The sequence below is a fragment of the Kribbella sp. NPDC050820 genome, from assembly GCF_040653975.1.
GTDB lineage: Bacteria > Actinomycetota > Actinomycetes > Propionibacteriales > Kribbellaceae > Kribbella.
On sequence record NZ_JBFAHB010000002.1, the window covers coordinates 225,115 to 241,205 of the forward strand.

Annotated in this window: 13 protein-coding genes; 5 read left to right on the plus strand and 8 right to left on the minus strand. The window is 69.1% G+C overall.

Features of this window, described 5'->3' with window-relative positions:
* From AB0H36_RS03385 to AB0H36_RS03405, 5 genes are all read right to left on the minus strand, one after another.
* A complete protein-coding gene (locus AB0H36_RS03385; RefSeq protein WP_360515719.1) occupies positions 1 to 1,926 on the minus strand; it encodes a LamG domain-containing protein in 1,926 nt (641 codons plus the stop codon).
* A 48-nt stretch (positions 1,927 to 1,974) separates the two neighbouring features.
* A complete protein-coding gene (locus AB0H36_RS03390) occupies positions 1,975 to 2,370 on the minus strand; it encodes a hypothetical protein (protein WP_360515722.1) in 396 nt (131 codons plus the stop codon).
* Between the two features lie 24 nt (positions 2,371 to 2,394).
* Complete coding sequence (locus AB0H36_RS03395) at positions 2,395 to 4,362, minus strand: heparinase II/III family protein (protein WP_360515725.1); 1,968 nt, start codon at positions 4,360 to 4,362, stop codon at positions 2,395 to 2,397.
* 358 nt (positions 4,363 to 4,720) lie between these two features.
* Positions 4,721 to 5,086, minus strand: a complete 366-nt coding sequence (locus tag AB0H36_RS03400) for a universal stress protein (protein WP_360515728.1) — start codon at positions 5,084 to 5,086, stop codon at positions 4,721 to 4,723.
* 15 nt (positions 5,087 to 5,101) lie between these two features.
* Entirely contained in the window at positions 5,102 to 6,484 is a 1,383-nt protein-coding gene (locus AB0H36_RS03405) for a sugar porter family MFS transporter (RefSeq protein ID WP_360515731.1), read from the minus strand.
* A gap of 202 nt (positions 6,485 to 6,686) precedes the next feature.
* Here AB0H36_RS03405 and AB0H36_RS03410 point away from each other — a divergent pair, with 202 nt between their 5' ends.
* From AB0H36_RS03410 to AB0H36_RS03425, 4 genes are read left to right on the plus strand one after another with little or no spacing between them, the layout of a single operon-like run.
* Positions 6,687 to 7,625, plus strand: coding sequence for a TIM barrel protein (locus AB0H36_RS03410; RefSeq protein WP_360515734.1), 939 nt, complete (start codon positions 6,687 to 6,689; stop codon positions 7,623 to 7,625).
* The gene (locus AB0H36_RS03415; RefSeq protein WP_360515737.1) at positions 7,622 to 8,605 is read left to right on the plus strand and encodes a Gfo/Idh/MocA family oxidoreductase; all 984 of its coding nucleotides are present in this window, start codon (positions 7,622 to 7,624) and stop codon (positions 8,603 to 8,605) included. The genes AB0H36_RS03410 and AB0H36_RS03415 overlap by 4 nt, the downstream gene beginning before the upstream one ends.
* Positions 8,602 to 9,468 (plus strand): sugar phosphate isomerase/epimerase, encoded by an 867-nt coding sequence (locus AB0H36_RS03420; protein ID WP_360515740.1) that lies wholly within the window; start codon positions 8,602 to 8,604, stop codon positions 9,466 to 9,468. The genes AB0H36_RS03415 and AB0H36_RS03420 overlap by 4 nt, the downstream gene beginning before the upstream one ends.
* 20 nt (positions 9,469 to 9,488) lie before the next feature.
* Positions 9,489 to 10,535, plus strand: coding sequence for a LacI family DNA-binding transcriptional regulator (locus tag AB0H36_RS03425; protein ID WP_360515743.1), 1,047 nt, complete (start codon positions 9,489 to 9,491; stop codon positions 10,533 to 10,535).
* Between the two features lie 3 nt (positions 10,536 to 10,538).
* Here the strand turns inward: AB0H36_RS03425 and AB0H36_RS03430 are convergent, their stop codons facing one another.
* The 3 genes from AB0H36_RS03430 to AB0H36_RS03440 are packed head-to-tail and all read right to left on the minus strand — an operon-like array spanning position 10,539 to position 14,844.
* Positions 10,539 to 12,161, minus strand: a complete 1,623-nt coding sequence (locus tag AB0H36_RS03430) for an alpha-L-arabinofuranosidase C-terminal domain-containing protein (RefSeq protein ID WP_360515746.1) — start codon at positions 12,159 to 12,161, stop codon at positions 10,539 to 10,541.
* Positions 12,158 to 13,657 (minus strand): sulfatase-like hydrolase/transferase, encoded by a 1,500-nt coding sequence (locus tag AB0H36_RS03435; protein WP_360515749.1) that lies wholly within the window; start codon positions 13,655 to 13,657, stop codon positions 12,158 to 12,160. The genes AB0H36_RS03430 and AB0H36_RS03435 overlap by 4 nt, the downstream gene beginning before the upstream one ends.
* Positions 13,654 to 14,844, minus strand: a complete 1,191-nt coding sequence (locus tag AB0H36_RS03440; RefSeq protein ID WP_360515752.1) for a hypothetical protein — start codon at positions 14,842 to 14,844, stop codon at positions 13,654 to 13,656. Before AB0H36_RS03440 ends, AB0H36_RS03435 begins: the two co-directional genes overlap by 4 nt.
* A 176-nt stretch (positions 14,845 to 15,020) precedes the next feature.
* Here AB0H36_RS03440 and AB0H36_RS03445 point away from each other — a divergent pair, with 176 nt between their 5' ends.
* A complete protein-coding gene (locus AB0H36_RS03445; protein WP_360515755.1) occupies positions 15,021 to 16,049 on the plus strand; it encodes a LacI family DNA-binding transcriptional regulator in 1,029 nt (342 codons plus the stop codon).
* The last annotated feature ends 42 nt before the right edge of the window (positions 16,050 to 16,091 follow it).

Here is a 16,091-nt window from a genome sequence, read left to right on the forward strand (position 1 = left end):
TCAGAGCGGCACGCCCCAGGCGGCGAAGGCGGTTGGGGCGGAGTCGTAGTACTGGCCGGGGTTCTCGAAGAGCCAGCGGATGTTGGTGGCGCTGATCGGGGTGTCGAACAGGCGGAGGTCGTCGACGTCGGCCACGGACGAGTCGGGATCGTCGCCGCCGACGTGGAGCTCGGTCGGTTGGAGGAGCGCGCCGACCGAGTAGGACTCGACCGAGAAGACCTTGCCGTCGAGGTAGAAGTGGATCGTCTTCTGGTCGCACGACGCGGCCACGTGGGTCCAAGTCTCGGCGGCGATCGGCCCTCGGGACGAGCTGATGATGCCGGTGGTGCCGCCCGTGCCGAACAGCCGGACCCAGAACAGCCCGTCGAGCCGGCCCGCGTGCGCCACCTCGTCCTCGGCGTTCCGCAGCACCAGGAAGCGAGCGCCGCTGCTGCTCGAGCGGCACTTCACCCACGCCGAGAACGCCCACCCGGGCGGCGAGGCCGGCCAGGTGAGGGAGGTCCGCCACGCGCCCGGACCGGTGCCGCTGGCTCCGAGCGCCGTACCTTCGATGCCGGTCACCCACGACCCGGCCGCCGTGAGCGTGAGGTCGTTGGCGGACGGCGACTTGTCGTCGACCACGCTCCCGGTGCTCTCGTTGAAGTGATAGACACCCCGGGCGACATTCGCCGGCCGGTACGGCGTGACGACGGGAGCGCCGGCCCAGTAGCCCGACGAAACCTCGGCGAGGAAGTTCTTGGTGAACGTCAGGTAGTCGTACGCCACCTGACCACCGGCCGTCGCGTCGCCACCGACGTACAACTGGTCCAGGCCGTCGATGGTCGGGGACACGTGCGGGACGCCGTCGCCGATGTTCACCGTCGCCTGGTCGGTGTCGAGCCGGACCTGCACGTACGTCGGGTTGATCGCGAACTGGAACCGGGTCCACTGGCCGACGGTCAGGGCCGCCGTACTGGTCACCGGCACGGTCCCGTCGTCGATGGTCGTCCAGGTGGCGGTGACGGTCCGGTTGGTGTTCACCACGACGCGGACCCGCGCGTTGCCCAGCGCGTCGTTGATCGCGAGGATCGGCGCGGCCGAGCCAACCGGCGCGGCGTCAAGTCGGAGCCAGCCGCAGATGGCGAGCCGGTCGCAGTCGGGGAAGTCGATCGCCCCGGATGCACCGGCCGCGGCCGTCCCGGAGACCAGCGCACCGCCGTAGAGGCCGGTCGTGAAACTGGCCGACCCGGCGACCGTCAGGTCGTGACCGTAGCTGCCGAAGTCCTCGGCGGTCTCGTGGTCGAACGGGTAGATCGCCAGCTGATGGTCGATCTGCTCCGCCGCGACCAGGGTCGGCCAGTACGCCGCCTCGACCGGGTCGTTCCACCAGCGCAGGTCGTCGATGATCCCGTCGAGCGCCTCGGAGCTGGTCAACGCGTTCCGCCCGGCCTCGACGGTCGCCTCGGTGCCGGAGTAGGCGATCGTCGCGGTCGCGTTGACGGACAACACCTGGACGCCGTCCACGGCGATCTTCACGGTGTCGGTGGCCGGCGTCGCGTCGTACGTGACGAGCACGTGGTGCTCCTGACCGTCACGGATGCTCGTGGTCGTGCTGTACGTCGCTCCGGCGATCTTCGCCTCCACATTGCCGGAGGCGTTGGAGGCGTACACGGCCCAGTTGAGCGTCCCGCCGCTGGTCGCGGACGCGATGCACCGCGCCGCGGCCGTCGAGTTGTTCAACTGCACCCAGGCCGCGACCGACAGTCCACCGTCGGTGTTGAGCGGATAGAAGTCGTCCCCGGGCTTCGGCGGCCGGACGACGACCCGCATCGCACCCCCGGTGCAGTTCAGCCCATTGCCGTACCGCCCCGCCACCACCGCGGCCGACCCAACAATCGTGCCGTGCAGGAAGTACCCCGCCACATCCCGAACCGTCGTCCCGTTCACCGTCTCCGCATTGAACGTATACCCCGCTGACTGCGCCACGGCCGGGCCTCAGCTAGTGCGCCGTACGCGGACGGTCACGGTCAGGTCGGCGCCTGCGGTCGTGGAGCCGACCTGGTCTACGTCGACGGTCAGGTAGTCGCCGGCGGCGAGGGTGGTGACGGCTGGGTCGTTGCCGGTGGCGGTGTTGGTGCCGGCGGCGATGGTCGGGCGCTTCGACTGGTCGGTGTAGATCGTCGTGCCGTTCCTGTTCAGGTCGATGATCAGGGCGGCGCCGGTCGGGGCCGTGTTGACGGCGGCTCGGACGGTCTCGACGGCGTACGCCTCCTCGAGGTAGATCCGTGACTTGCCGGTGGCTACCGCGACGGTCCCGGTGACGGCGAACGTGTGGGCTTCGATCGGGACGACGAGTACGCCGTCGATGGTCAAGGTCCCCTGGATCTGCATCTGTGTGTTCCCCCCTGTGCCCTTCTACTTGATCCGGGTCAGGCGGCCGTTGGCGGTGACCCGGATGGTGGTCTTGCGTTTCCCGACGGTCAGGTCGACGAAGAACATATCGCCGGTGGTTCTGGTGCTGAAGGCAACGGTCTCGCCGCGGTTCGCCGGCACCAGCGCGGACAGGATGGTGGCGGTCGGGCCGCTGCGGTTGAACTTCACCACCGGCGCCGGCTGCCGGTCGAAGATGGTCGGGAAGTACCAGCCCTGCACAGGGTCCGCGGAGCCTTGCACGACCGTGATCGCGTTGGCCGGCAGCGCCTGCTGGTAAGGGATCTGCAGCAGGTGGGTCTTGACCTTGTCGCCGGGCTTGGCCGCGACCGCGGTGGTGGGGGAGGTGACCGTGACCTTCTGGTCGGCCGGCAGGTGCCATAACGTCTCGTAGTGCTGCTCGGTGCCCGACCGCCCGCGGTCCAGCGTGATGACGAGGTCGGGATCCTTCAGCACCAGGACGTCGCGGGTCCGCTCCACTCCTTCGGCCGGGGTGTCGGCGAGCGTGTAGTACTCCGAGGTGTCCGCGATCGCCGCGCTGACCAGCCGCGTCTCGGCCCCGGTGCCCTTGGCCGTCGGGACGTACATCACGTTGTGCGCCGAGTGGTGCTTCGTCCAGGCCTGCCACTTGTCGTCCTCGTAACCGGAGTGGCCCGGGTCGATCAGGATGTCCCGCCCGTGCGAGGTGTAGGTGATCGACGTGTGGTCGTTGTGACCGTGGTACCGGCGTCCCGGCCCGAACCTGATCGTGTACGTCGACTCCTCGGTGAACGCCCGCGTCTCACCCCACCCGGTCCGCCCGAAGATGTAGCCGGCGTCGAACACACCCGTTCGCTGGCTCGGCCGGTTCCCCTTCTTGCCGAGCGTGGCGGCGTACTCCAGGGAGGTCCCGGGTACGGCGTCCGGCTTCTGGCGGATCGCGTCGCCGACCTGGGGGAGTTGCCCGGTCGAGGTGGTCGCGAGCGCGAGCCACTCCGCGAGAGCACGGCGCCTCTGGTCGATGACGGGACTCGGATCCGCGCCGCACCGGTGCAGCACGGTGCTCGCCCGGCCCCACAGGTTGTAGTTGAACATGGCGTACCCGATCGACTGCTCGTTCGTCGATCCCTGCACGTCGATCGCGGTCGTGATCGCCTCGGTCAGCCGTTCGACGGCGAGCGTCTTCAGCTCGGGCCGGCCGAGCGTGCAGCCGACGCCGAACATCGCGATGCTCTCGTCCGTGCCGTGGTTCGACGGCCCGCTCCAGACCTCCGTCATGAACCTGGCGTGGTCGAGCAGCGCCTGATCGAGCCAGGCGTACTGCGGCGGGAGTTGCCGGACCTTCAGACCCGACAGCACCGCCTGGCGCGCACAGATCAGCACGTTGGTCCGATGCATGGTCGACTCCCACGCGCCGACGTCGCCCTTCCACGAGTACGGGTTGTCCCGCACCCAGTCCTGGATGATCGCCATGACGTGCGTCAGTGCCTGTCGGTCACCTTTCCCGCCGGCGGTGATGCCCTGCCCGAGCCACCGCAGCGAGTGCAACCACATGTACCAGCTCGGCTTGCTGTACGGATCCGACCGCCACCGGACGTCGCCGTTCCCGTCACCCACCTGGTACGGCGGATCGTCGCCCCAGGCAAACGTGTCCCGCAGCAGCATCGGCAGCGGCACCTTCGCTTCGATCCCGCTGAAACCGGCGCACTGATAGGTCCCGGTCCGCGCAACGGGCGTCGACCCGGAGGAGGACGGCGACTTGGACGGCGACGGCGCTGGGCTGCTGACTGGTGGCTCACTGGGGCTGGGCGACCCCGGAGCCGTGGCCGCCACACTCCGCTCTCGCTGCTTCGGCATCAGCACCGTCACCGCGCCCGCAAACGCGACAGCGCACACGACCAGGCACACCACAGCCAGCCCGACCGTGCTCCCCGCCCGCCGCGACGACACCCCAGTCACCCCCACCCGCCCCACCGGTCTAACGGTGTATACCAGAACCGTCCCAGCCGATCCAGTACCAGTAAAGACGCAGTGGACCCCACCAAAGGCTGCACCGCCGCCCGAACTCAGTCGTACTGCGCTTGCACGATGTCGAGAAGGAGCTCGTCGTAGCCCCGGTAGCCGACCCCGAGCAGCCACTCACTGCGGACCCGACCAGCCCGATCACGGTACTGGCCGGGGATCCACCGACGTGGCCGATCAGCTCCTGAACCCGTTCGACGAACACCAGCCGGTCCAGCCGGTCCGAGCCCAACGACTCGATCGGCTCGTCGACCCACCAGTTCCCCTCCCCACCCCACATGCCAGAGCATGCCCCACCACGAGCACTTCGTCAGTCCCGGTCCTCATTGATCTTCACGGCGAGGACCGGGATGGGGGATTCGAGCAGGAGGCGTTGGCTGATGCTGCCGAGGAGAGCCTTGCCGACCGGGGACCGGCGCTTGACCCCGATCACCAGCCGGCGCGCGCCGTACTCCTGGATGTCGGCAAGCACCGCGTCGGCCGGGTCCCGGTCGGACCTGCCGTGCCGCTCCAGGACGGTGACCTTGGTGGTCGAGGGGATGGACGACGTGTCCAGGGGTTTGAGCGCGAGGTTGACGGCGACCAGATCGGTGCCGAGCAGGTCGGCTTCGGCGGCCGCGGCGGCAAGGGCGGCGACGCCTTCGGGGCTGTCGGGTACGGCGACCATCACAGTCATCGGGGTACGACCTTTCTACGTGTGCGCGGCCTTGAACGAGTCCTCGAACTGTTCGAGGGTGACGCCCCGGGTTTCGGGGACTGAGGTGGCGATGAAGATCAGGGCGAAGACGCCGAGACCGGCGAAGATGAAGAAGGTGGGGGCGATGCCGACCGAGGACACCACCGGGGGGAAGCCGAAGGCGACGCCGGCGTTGGCGATCCAGAGGCAGAAGACGCAGACGCCCATCGCGAAGCTGCGGATCTTCAACGGGAACATCTCGGCCAGCAGCAGCCACACCAGGGGGCCGATGGTGCCCTGCATCGAGAACACGAACAGGACCGCGAACACCAGCAGCACGTACGGTTTTGCCGCGTTGTCCGGCATCAGCAGCGCGGTCAGCCCGACCAGCAGGTGGAAGCTCGTGGTGAGAGCGAAGCCACCGAGCAGCATCGTCCGGCGGTTGATCTTGTTCATCACCAGGATGCCGACCGAGATACCGAGCACGCTGGCCAGACCGAACAAGGTGTTCCCGAGGATCGCGGCCTCCGCCGAGAAGCCGGCATCCTCGAGCAGTTGACTGCCGTAGTACATGATCGAGTTGATCCCGGTGAATTGCTGGAACACCCCGAGCCCGATCCCGATCAGCAGCAACCGCCGGATCCACGGCACCGCCAGGTCCGCCCAGCCGCCGGTCTGCGCCGCCTTCTCCTCCTCAGCGAGCGCCCGTACTTCGGCCAGCTCAGCCTCGGCCCGCTCGGGCGAGCGCACCTGCTTCAGCACGGCCAGCGCCTGCGGGTCCCGGTCCTGTGACGACAACCACCGCGGGCTCTCCGGCATCCGCAGCATGCCGAGGAACAGCAGGATGGCCGGCAGTACAGCGACCAGCAGCATGAACCGCCAGACCGAGTCGTGCTCACCCCAGAGCTGGAAGATGATCGCGTTGACCACGAAGGCCGCGAACTGACCGGACACGATCATCACCTCGTTGCGGGTGACCAGGCTGCCGCGTCGTTCGTACGGCGACACTTCGGCCAGGTACACCGGGACGGTCGCGGAGGCGCCGCCGACCGCCAGCCCGAGGATGAACCGGAAGATCGCCAGCACCTGCCAGGTCGGCGCGAGCACGCAGCCGAGCGTGCCGAGGGCGAAGATCGTGGCCAGCATGAGGATGTTGTGCCGGCGGCCGTACCGGTCGGACAGCCGGCCGCCGATCAGCGCGCCGAACGCGGCGCCGAAGATCAGGATGCTGACCACGAAGCCCTCGGTGAACGCGGTCAGGCCGAGGTCTTCCTTCATCGGGGCCAGCGCGCCGTTGATGACCCCGGTGTCGTACCCGAACAGCAGGCCACCGAAGGTGGCGACCACGGCGATCAGTCCCAGCCGGCGTGAGTGCGGGCCTGGGACGTCGGCGGGCAAGGTTGGATGGTGCTCCCCGGAAGTGCTGGTGGACTGTGTCATGGCGTACCTTCCGTTCCGCTACTAGCACGTGCTAGGCGTGATGTGGTCCGAGACACTAGGGCGGGGTCCGGAGTGCGTCAATAGCTCGTGCTGCCGTGGATTAGCACGTGTTAGTAGCTGAGGTCTTGACAGGACTAGCACGTGCTAGTTCTGATGAGGTGTGACCAAACTTTCCAAGCTCCGGCTCGGTACGGCGCCCGACTCCTGGGGTGTGTGGTTCGCCGACGATCCACACCAGGTGACCTGGGACGTCTACCTCGACGAGATCGCCGCGGTCGGCTACGTCCACACCGAGCTCGGTCCGCAGGGCTTCCTGCCGCAGGACCCCGAACAGTTGAAGGACGAGCTGGCCAGGCGCGGCCTGTCGGTCTGCGGCGGCACGGTCTTCGCCGCGCTGCACCAGGGCGCCGACGCGTTGCAGAAGGCGAAGGCCGACTTCGGCCGGGAGGCCAAGTTGCTCGCGGCCCTCGGCGCCGAGTACCTCGTGCATGTCCCGGAGCAGTACACCGACATGCACACCGGCGCGGCAACCCAGGATGCCGAGATCGACCCGGACCAATGGAAGAACCTGGTCACCGGCACCGACGAGTTGGCCCGCTACCTCTACGAGTCGTACGGCGTGAAGCTCGTCTTCCACCCGCACGTCGACACGCACGTCGACACCCAGCAGCGCATCGAACGCTTCTTGGCCGACACCGACCCCGAGTTGGTGAACCTCTGCCTGGACACCGGCCACATCGCGTACTGCGAGGGCGACAACCTCGAGATCGTCGAGCGCTTCCCGGAGCGGATCACCTACGTCCACCTCAAGTCGGTTGACCCGGCGGTCCGGGCCCGCGCCCTGGCCGAGAACCTGCCGCTGTCCGAGGCAGTCAAGCTCGGCGTGATGTGCGAGCCGCCGTACGGCGAACCCGACATGCCACCGCTGCTGGAGGCACTCGGCGGCCTGGACCGCGAGATCTTCTGCGTCATCGAGCAGGACCTCTACCCGGTCGAGCCGCACATCCCACTCCCGATCGGGGCACGCACCGCCGGGTACTACGCCGGCTGCGGCCTCGGTCCAATCCGCCGCTGGCCCTACGCGCCGGAGCAGTCATGACAGTCGCCATCGGAGTCATCGGCACCGGCATGATCGGTACGTCGCACATCCGTCGGATCACCGGCTCACTCTCGGGAGCCCGGATCAGCGCCGTCACCGACGCGGATCTCGCAGTGGCGAAGCAGGTGGCCGAGGATCTGCCGGACGCCGAGGTGTTCGACACCGGCCAGGCGCTGATCGGGTCCGGCCGCGTCGACGCCGTACTCGTCACCTCGTGGGGACCGACGCACGAGGAGTTCGTGCTCGCGGCGATCGCGGCCGGCAAGCCGGTGTTCTGCGAGAAGCCGCTCGCCACCACCGCCGACGCGTGCCGGCGCATCATCGCCGCCGAGGTCGCGGCCGATCGTCGGCTCGTCCAGGTCGGATTCATGCGCCGCTACGACGCGGCGTACCGGCGGCTCAAGGCCGAGATCGAGTCGGGCGCACTCGGTGCACCGCTCATCTACTACTCGGCACACCGCAACCCGGCCGTGCCGAGCACCTACACCCGTGAGATGGCGATCGTCGACACCGCCGTGCACGACTTCGACATCGCTCGCTGGCTGCTCGGCGAGGAGCTTGTCGCGATCCGCGTCGTACCGGCGAAGCCGAACAGTCTCGGCAACGGTCTCCAGGATCCGCTGCTGATGATCGTGGAGACCGAGAGCGGCGCCCTGGTGAACGTCGAGACGAGCGTCAACATCCGCTACGGCTACGACATCCGCGGCGAGGCCGTGGGGGAGAAGGGGACCGCCACGCTCGCGGGTCCGGCCCGGGTGCCGGCCGACTGGCGGGAGCGGTTCACTCCCGCCTTCGACACCGAACTGCAGGAGTGGATCGACGCGATCGCCTCCGGCGCGGAGCCGGCCGGGCCGTCGTCCTGGGACGGTTACGCGGCCACGGTGGTCTGCGACGCAGGCGTGAAGTCCCTGGACACCCTCGACCGGGTGCCCGTCGTCCTCGGCGCCAAGCCGGCGCTCTACGAAAGGTCCGTGCGATGAAGATTGCCCTCGACCCGTACATGTTCCGTACGACGCCGTTGCTCGAGCTGCCCGGTCTCGTCGCCGACCTGGGCTACGAGTACATCGAGCTGTCCCCGCGGGACGACTTCACCCCGTTCTTCCTGCGCCCGCGCGCCAACGACGCAACCGTCAGCGCGTTCAAGAAGGCCCTCGACGCGGCCGGCGTCCAGGTCGCCTGCCACTTGCCGCTCTACAGGTGGTCCGGCCCGGACGAGGACGAGCGCCAGGCCGCCGTCCGGTACTGGAAGCGGGCGATCCAGCTGACCGTCGAGTTGGACTGCCGGGTGATGAACTCGGAGTTCAACGGCCGCCCCGAACAGGCGAGTCGCAGCGAAGGCATGTTCTGGAAGTCGCTCGAGGAACTCCTCCCGGTCTTCGAACGCGAGGGAGTCGAGCTCAGGCTGGAGCCGCACCCGGACGACTTCGTCGAGAACGGCCTGGTCGCCATCGACATGATCCGCGGCATCAACTCCCCGCTGGTCAGCTTCCTGTACTGCGCCCCGCACACCTTCCACATGGGCGGCAACATGGTCGAGATCCTGACCTACGCCGGCCCACTCCTGACGCACCTGCATCTGGCCGACTCGTTCGACCACACCGCGTCGTCCGGACTGCGCTACATCGTCAACCCACCCGGCTCGACCGCCCGCGTCCACCAGCACCTCGACATCGGGCAAGGCGAGGTCGACTGGGACACCTTCTTCACCACCCTCGGCCAGCTCGGCTTCGGCGACCGCGACGACACGATCATGACCTCGTGCGTGTTCGCCTGGGAGGACCGCGCCCGCGACTCGGCGACGTTCATGCGCGAGACCATCGCGAAATACGTCAGCGCCTGGTGATCGCAGGTTAGCCTTCCCCGATGAGCGAAGGAGATCCGATGGAGGCGCGCCGCCCGCCTACCATGGCCGACATCGCGGCCCACGTCGGCGTCTCCCGGCAGCTCGTCTCGCTGGTGCTGCGCGATGCGCCAGGTGCGAGTGACGAGACGCGGCGACGGGTTCGCGATGCGGCGAAGGAGCTCGGGTTCAGTCCGCACGTGGGCGCGCGGTCGCTCCGGCGCGCCCGCAGCAAGGACCTCGGCGTTGTCTTCGCGCCCGCTCACTCGACCGAGCCGGAGATCGTCGAGGCGATCTACCCGGCGGCCGCCGCGCGCGGGTACGACGTGATCCTCAGCGCGCAGACCTCGACGCACAGCACGGACCAAGCCGTCGACGAGCTGCTCGGCCACCGCTGCGCCGCGCTGATCGTGATCGGCTCGGACCTCGACCACTCCGGCCTCCGGTCACTCGCCGAGCGGAGCCTCGTGCCCGTGGTCGACGTCGGCCAGGGCAAGCGCAACCAGTACTACGACATCGTCCGATCCTCGGGAGACAAGGGAATCGAGGAACTGGTCGACCACCTGGCCGAGCTGGGCCACCGCGTTGTCACCTACGTGGACCCATCCGCCATGCCGGCGGGCGCGCTGCGCCGCCGCGGGTACGAGCGCGCGATGAAACGCCACGGCCTGCCCACCGACATCCTGTCCATGCCGGGCGACTACACAGCAGGCAACTACTTCGAGGAAGCCGGCTCGACCGCCGCACACCAACTCCTGCGGCGACGCAAGCTTCCGACGGCCGTGGTCGCTCCGAACGACGACACCGCCGTCGGCCTTCTCCACACCCTCGTCCGCAACGGCGTCCGCGTCCCCGACGACGTGTCCGTGGCCGGCTTCGACGACGCCCCCATCGCCCGCCTCACCTCGGTGGACCTGACCAGCGTGCGCCAGGACCCTGGCCTGATGGGCGTGTCCGCAGTCGAGGCCGCCGTACGGCGAGTCGAGCAGGGCGGCGTACGGCCGCGGGAGACCGTCGTCGAGACATCGCTCGTCATCCGGAGCAGCACCGCGGCACCCCGCCGCCGATGACCTCTAGAGCACGTACGACAGCAGCGTGATGCTGTGCGGCGGGAAGTCGTAACCGTCGACCGGGACCTTGACCGTTCCGCGGTCGCGGAGTGCGACCCGATCGGGGGCGCTCAGGCTGTTCGAGGCCAGTACGTCGTCGACGTCCACGCCGAGGTCCTTGATCGACACCTCCGGCGGAAGCGCGTTGGCCCGGCCGTCCAACGCGATTGTGGCCCGCACCGTTGAGCTCCGATGCCGGTTGATCACCGCCAGCCGGACCGACCTGCCGTCGGCGGTCTCCGTAGCGGTCACGTCGAGGTCGGGGATGGTCGCCGTACGGGTCTGGAAGCCGCCGGTGTGGTCCCGCTCATCACCCTGCCGTACGGCGGCCAGCCGGCTGGGCGACCGTACGTCGGCAGCGAGCGCAACCGGACCGAGGTGGTTCTGGTACAGGTCCCACACGTGGTACGTCGCCGCGCGGACAGCCCCACCTGGTCGAGCCACGACGACGCCGTTCGCGTTGAGCAGGTTGACCGTGTTGGCCATCGTCACCGGCACTTCCAGCCCGCTGGCCCGGTGCAACGCGTGGAACACGCCGGCGTAGAACAGCGCATCCGCCAGCGTCCGCGGGCTCCAGCGGTTGACGCGGTGCGGGCCGTCCGTCGCCAGGCCATGCAGGTCGCGGTCGGCGGTCCCGCCGTCGTCCGACGGCTGTGGCGCGGGCCAGGCCGAGGGCTCGACGTGCCGGATGTTCCACTCGTCCAGCGCCAGGCCGAGCGGTCGTTGCGTCCCGTTGCGGGCGGCCAGGTCGGTGACGAGTGCCGAGTAGTTCTGGATCTCCTGCTCGAAGTACTGCGACTGGGCAACGATCGCGTCGTACTCGTCCGCGCCGTCGATCAGTTGCGTGGTGGCGCCGTAGAGGTGGAACGAGAGGTAGTCCACCTGGTCGCCGACCGCCTCGAGCACAGCGCTCGTCCAGCCCTGCCGGTCGTCGGTCAGCCCGACCGCGATGAACTTCAGCGACGGGTCGACCGCACGCATGAATCGAGCGTGCTCCCGAGCATCCGCGGCGTACCGGCTCGCGGTCCGGTGACCCATCTGCCAGCGCCCGTAGACCTCGTTGCCCAGGCCCCAGTACTTCACGCCGTACGGCGAGGGATGGCCGTTCGCGGCGCGTTGCCGGGTGAACGACGTGTCGCCGGCATAGGTGGTGTACTCGACCCAGCGGACTGCCTCGTCGACATCCCGGCAGCTGTGTGCGAGGTACGGCTCGGTGCCCACCTCAGCGCACCAGGCGAGGAACTCGTCGGTCCCGAAGTGGTTCGACTCCTCCTCACCCCACGCCAGCTCCAGCCGGCGCGGCCGGGAGTCCCGCGGACCGATGCCGTCCTGCCAGTGGTAGGCCGACGTGAAGTTCCCGCCCGGCCAGCGGACGACCGGCAGTCCGAGCTCACGGCACAGCTCCACCACGTCACGGCGCAGCCCGTTGCGTACGTCGGGGTCGTCGTACGACAGCGGCGAGCCCTCGTCGAAGACGCCGCCCTCGATGTTGCCGAAGAACGCCGACTCGAGGAAATGCCCGTAGATGAAGGGATCGATGCGGCTACGGCTGCCGCGGCGGATGTCGATGGTGGCGTCTGCGTTCACTGGTCACCCCGGTTCGTGTACGTCGCTTCGTCGAGCCCGCTCAGCGTCGGGTCGTAGGCCACCTCGCCGACGTCGTACATCGACGTCATCCAGTGGTAGAAGTTGTCTCCCCGGTCACGCAGGACGGCGTACAGGCGATGCATCATCTGAGTGCGGATCTCCTGCTGCTCCGGGTGCTCGTAGACGTTCAGCAGCTCGTCCGGGTCGACCTCGAGGTCGTACAGCTCGTTGACCGAGTCCGGGTTGACGACGAGCTTGTAGCGGTCGGTCCGCAGCATCCGCTGCGGGTACGGGAAGTGGTGCCCGTGGAACTCGCAGACAATGTCCTGGTCCCACTCGACCTCCGCGTCGCCGGCCAGCGGCAGCAGGCTGCGCGAGTCGACGGCGAGCTTCGGGTCGAGGCCGGCCAGGTCGAGGATGGTCGCCGTACAGTCCAGCAGGCTGACGAACTCGTCGCGGACCACGCCCGGCTGCTGACCCGGCACGCGGAGCAGACCGGGTGTCCGGTAGATGTCCTCGTACATCGCCGGGCCCTTGTCATGCAGCCGGTGCGAGCCGGTGAACTCGCCGTGGTCGCAGGTGAAGAACACCGCGGTGTCGTCGACCAGGCCGAGCCGCTCCAGCGCGTCCATCACCCGGCCCAGCTGCTGGTCGATCAGCGCGACGTACCCCTGGTAGACCGCGATCAGCTTGCGGGTGGTCTCGATCGGCATCGTGTCGAAGGTCCAGTGCGCGCTGTAGTTGCGCTGCACGGGCGGCTTGCCCTCGAAGGTCTCGGCCACCGACCGCGGCAGCTCGACGTCGGTCGGGTCGAACAGGTCGAAGTACTCGTCGGGCAGGATGTAGGGCAGGTGCGGGCCGAAGAAGTGCAGGGCCAGGAAGAACGGCTGCCCCTGGTTCTCGACGTCGGCGGCGTACCGCTCCAGGGTTTCGATCGTCCGGGTGGCGAGGTAGTACTCGAACGTCGCCTCGACCGGCTGGTGCAGGCGCGCGGCGAGCAGGTTGCCGGGCCCGCCGTTCGGCAGCGTCCCGCGGACCCGGTCCGAGATCCGGTACGGCGGCAGGTCGTGCTCGGCGAGGTAGTCCAGGTAGTCGGGGTGGTCGACCGGGTTGTGCCAGCCGGGCAGGTCGGGTCCGTCGAAGCCGAAGTCGCCTGCAGTCTTGTTGGTGCCGACGTGCCACTTGCCGATCAGGCCGCAGTTGTAGCCCTTCTCGCGCAGCGCGTGCGAGAAGGCGAACTGGCCGTCGGCGAGGTCCTCGATGTAGCCGACGTTGCGCTCGTGGTTGGCGAGCAGCTTGTGCCGAAACGGGGCCTGCCCAGTGAGCAGGCTGGCCCGCGCCGGTGTGCAGATCGCGGTCGGCGTGTACCACCGGTCGAAGCGGGTGCCGGTCCGGGCCAGCTCGTCGAGCACCGGCGTCATCGCCCGCTGGTTGCCGTAGGCCCCAAGCGTGTCGACCCGGTGCTGATCGGTCATCAGAAACAGGATGTTCGTCACTTGGCGGCCGCCCGGAAGTCGTCGAGCAGGGAGTAGCCCTGCCCGGTGAGACCGTTGCGGCCGGGCTGCACGGTGTACGGCGCGAACACGCTGTTCAGCAGCCATGGGGTGGACGCCGCGGTGAAGTCCCGCACCATGAGCGTGTCCTGCCGGAAGCCGTACGACGCGAACGCGAGCCGGCCGGTGTCGCGGAACCGCTGCACCTGCTCCTGCACGAAGTCCTTGTGGCTCTCGTACCACGGGCTGGCCGACAGGAAGTCGTTCCACTGCTCCTGCGAGAACGGCTGCTGGGTCGCCGCCCGGATGACCTCCCAGACCTGGGTCTCGGGCGCGTACCCGTAGCGCTGCGCGAAGCCCGCCGGGATCGTGTCGGTCAGATGCGCCTTCCACAGCCAGACCAGGGAGAACTCGGTGACGAGGAACTTCTGGTCCGGTCGCATCCGGGGCAGGATGTAGTCGAGGAACGGCTCGATGGCCGCCACGCTGGGCACGTGCGGGTGGATGTCCACCCCTTCCAGCTCGGGCGTCTCCCGCACGAACGTCATCCAGCGCTCCGCGGCCGGCGTCTGCCGGTCCGGCAGGTCGAGCCGGTTGAGAGCGCCCATGTAGAGCCTGGTCCGGCACCGCTCGCCGCAGTGCGTACGACGGTAGTCGATCACGTAGTCGGCGACCGCCTCGTAGAAGGCGTTCAGTCGGTCGTCGCGCTCGTCCGGCCGGCTCTCGATGAACGGCTCGTTGCCGATAGCAAGAATATCGACGCGGCCGACGACCAGCGGCAGGATCTTGTCCAGCCGGGCCAGCTCGGTGGCCAGCTCCGGGCTGCCGGCGGCGGGGAACGCGCGGTCCGCGAACGGGAACTTCAGGCTCAGTACCGTGCCGTAGCCGCGTTGGCCGGCGTCGTGGACGGCCCGGATCGCGAAGTGGTTCGCCGGATCCGGCTCGTCGGCCCACGGCATCGCGAAGAAGCCGCGGATCCAGCCGGCGTCCGCGGCCCGGAGCTCGCGGTAGTCCACGCTGTCGAGGTTCTGGTTGTAGTTCGCCCCGAGGGCGCCGTCGGCGGCGCGCGGACCGGGGCTCGTCTCGGGGGTCGTCTGGGGGGCCGCGGTGGGGGCCGACGCGACGGCCGGGGACACGGCGGTGAGTGCGAGCGTGGCGCCGAGCGCCGTGAGCGTCATCAGACGAAGCATCGCCATTCCTTTGATCGGCTGACGGGAGTGCCCGGGGCGGAGCTGCGTCGCCTCGGCGGGCTCGGTCAAGTTAGCGCTAACATGGATGTCGGTCAAGGTTTCGGGCAATCCGGGGCCTACGATCAGGCGGTGGCCGCGCCGGCAGGTGCGGCCGAGACGACAGGAGGGGGTTGCCGATGCCGCGTCGAGCCGGCGAGCGCCGTCGCCTGGTCCAGCAGCCCTCGATGGCCGATGTCGCCGCGCAGGCCGGCGTGTCCGCGGTGACGGTGTCCCGTGTGGTCAACGGCCACGCGTCGGTCACCCCCGAGACCCGCGAACGCGTCGAGCAGGCGATGCGAGCCCTGGGCTACCGGGCGAACACGGCAGCGCAGGCCTTGGCCACCGGGCGGTTCGGCACCATCGGCGTGGTCTCCTTCGACCTCACCGCGACCGGCAACCTGTACATCGTCGACGCGGTGATCCGCGAGGCCCAGCAAGCCGGGTACGGCGTCAACCTGGCGACTCTGGACGCCGCCATCGACGCCCGGCTCCAGGCCGCCGTACGACGGCTCACCAGCCTGGCCATCGACGGCCTGGTCGTGGTGGAGGCGCGGATCCTGGACGCGCCGAGCCTGCGACTGCCGGACAACGTGCCCGTCGTCGTCGCCGAAGGCGCCTCCGACGTGGGGTATCCGGCGGTAGGCGCGGACCATGGCGCCGGTGCGACCGCGGCGGTCGAGCATCTGCTGAACCTGGGGCACCAAACCGTGCACCACGTGACCGGGCTGGCGGACTCCTACCCGGCCGTCCGCCGGAAGGAGGCGTGGCAACGGGCGTTGCGGCGCCGCGGGTGTGGCATCCCGGAGCCGGTGACGGGCGACTGGACCGCCGCGTCCGGGTACGCGGCCGGGCTCGAGCTGCTCCGCGATCCCGGGGTGACCGCGATCTTCGCCGCCAACGACCAGATGGCGGCGGGTGTGCTGCGCGCAGCCGCGGAGCTCGGCCGGCGCGTGCCGGACGACCTCAGCGTGGTCGGGTACGACGACGCCGAGGTGGCCGGCTTCCTGAATCCACCGCTGACCACGGTGCGCCAGGACCTGGCCGGCGTCGGCAAGCACTGCGTGAACGTGCTGCTCACGGCCATGCGTGGCGAGAAGCTCGACTGGTCGACCCGGTTGCTCGCACCCGAGCTGGTGATCCGCTCCAGCACGGCGCCGCCGGCCTGACTTCGCCGTTCCCACCCTCTTGACGGGCTCTGGGGTGCTGCC

What these genes read in the sequence shown, in the direction of transcription:
- AB0H36_RS03440 (WP_360515752.1), bottom strand. Translation starts at nt 14,844, where the DNA reads ATGCTTCGTCTGATGACGCTCACGGCGCTCGGCGCCACGCTCGCACTC.
- AB0H36_RS03390 (WP_360515722.1), bottom strand. Translation starts at nt 2,370, where the DNA reads ATGCAGATCCAGGGGACCTTGACCATCGACGGCGTACTCGTCGTCCCG.
- AB0H36_RS03415 (WP_360515737.1), top strand. Translation starts at nt 7,622, where the DNA reads ATGACAGTCGCCATCGGAGTCATCGGCACCGGCATGATCGGTACGTCG.
- AB0H36_RS03400 (WP_360515728.1), bottom strand. Translation starts at nt 5,086, where the DNA reads ATGACTGTGATGGTCGCCGTACCCGACAGCCCCGAAGGCGTCGCCGCC.
- AB0H36_RS03445 (WP_360515755.1), top strand. Translation starts at nt 15,021, where the DNA reads ATGCCGCGTCGAGCCGGCGAGCGCCGTCGCCTGGTCCAGCAGCCCTCG.
- AB0H36_RS03425 (WP_360515743.1), top strand. Translation starts at nt 9,489, where the DNA reads ATGAGCGAAGGAGATCCGATGGAGGCGCGCCGCCCGCCTACCATGGCC.
- AB0H36_RS03420 (WP_360515740.1), top strand. Translation starts at nt 8,602, where the DNA reads ATGAAGATTGCCCTCGACCCGTACATGTTCCGTACGACGCCGTTGCTC.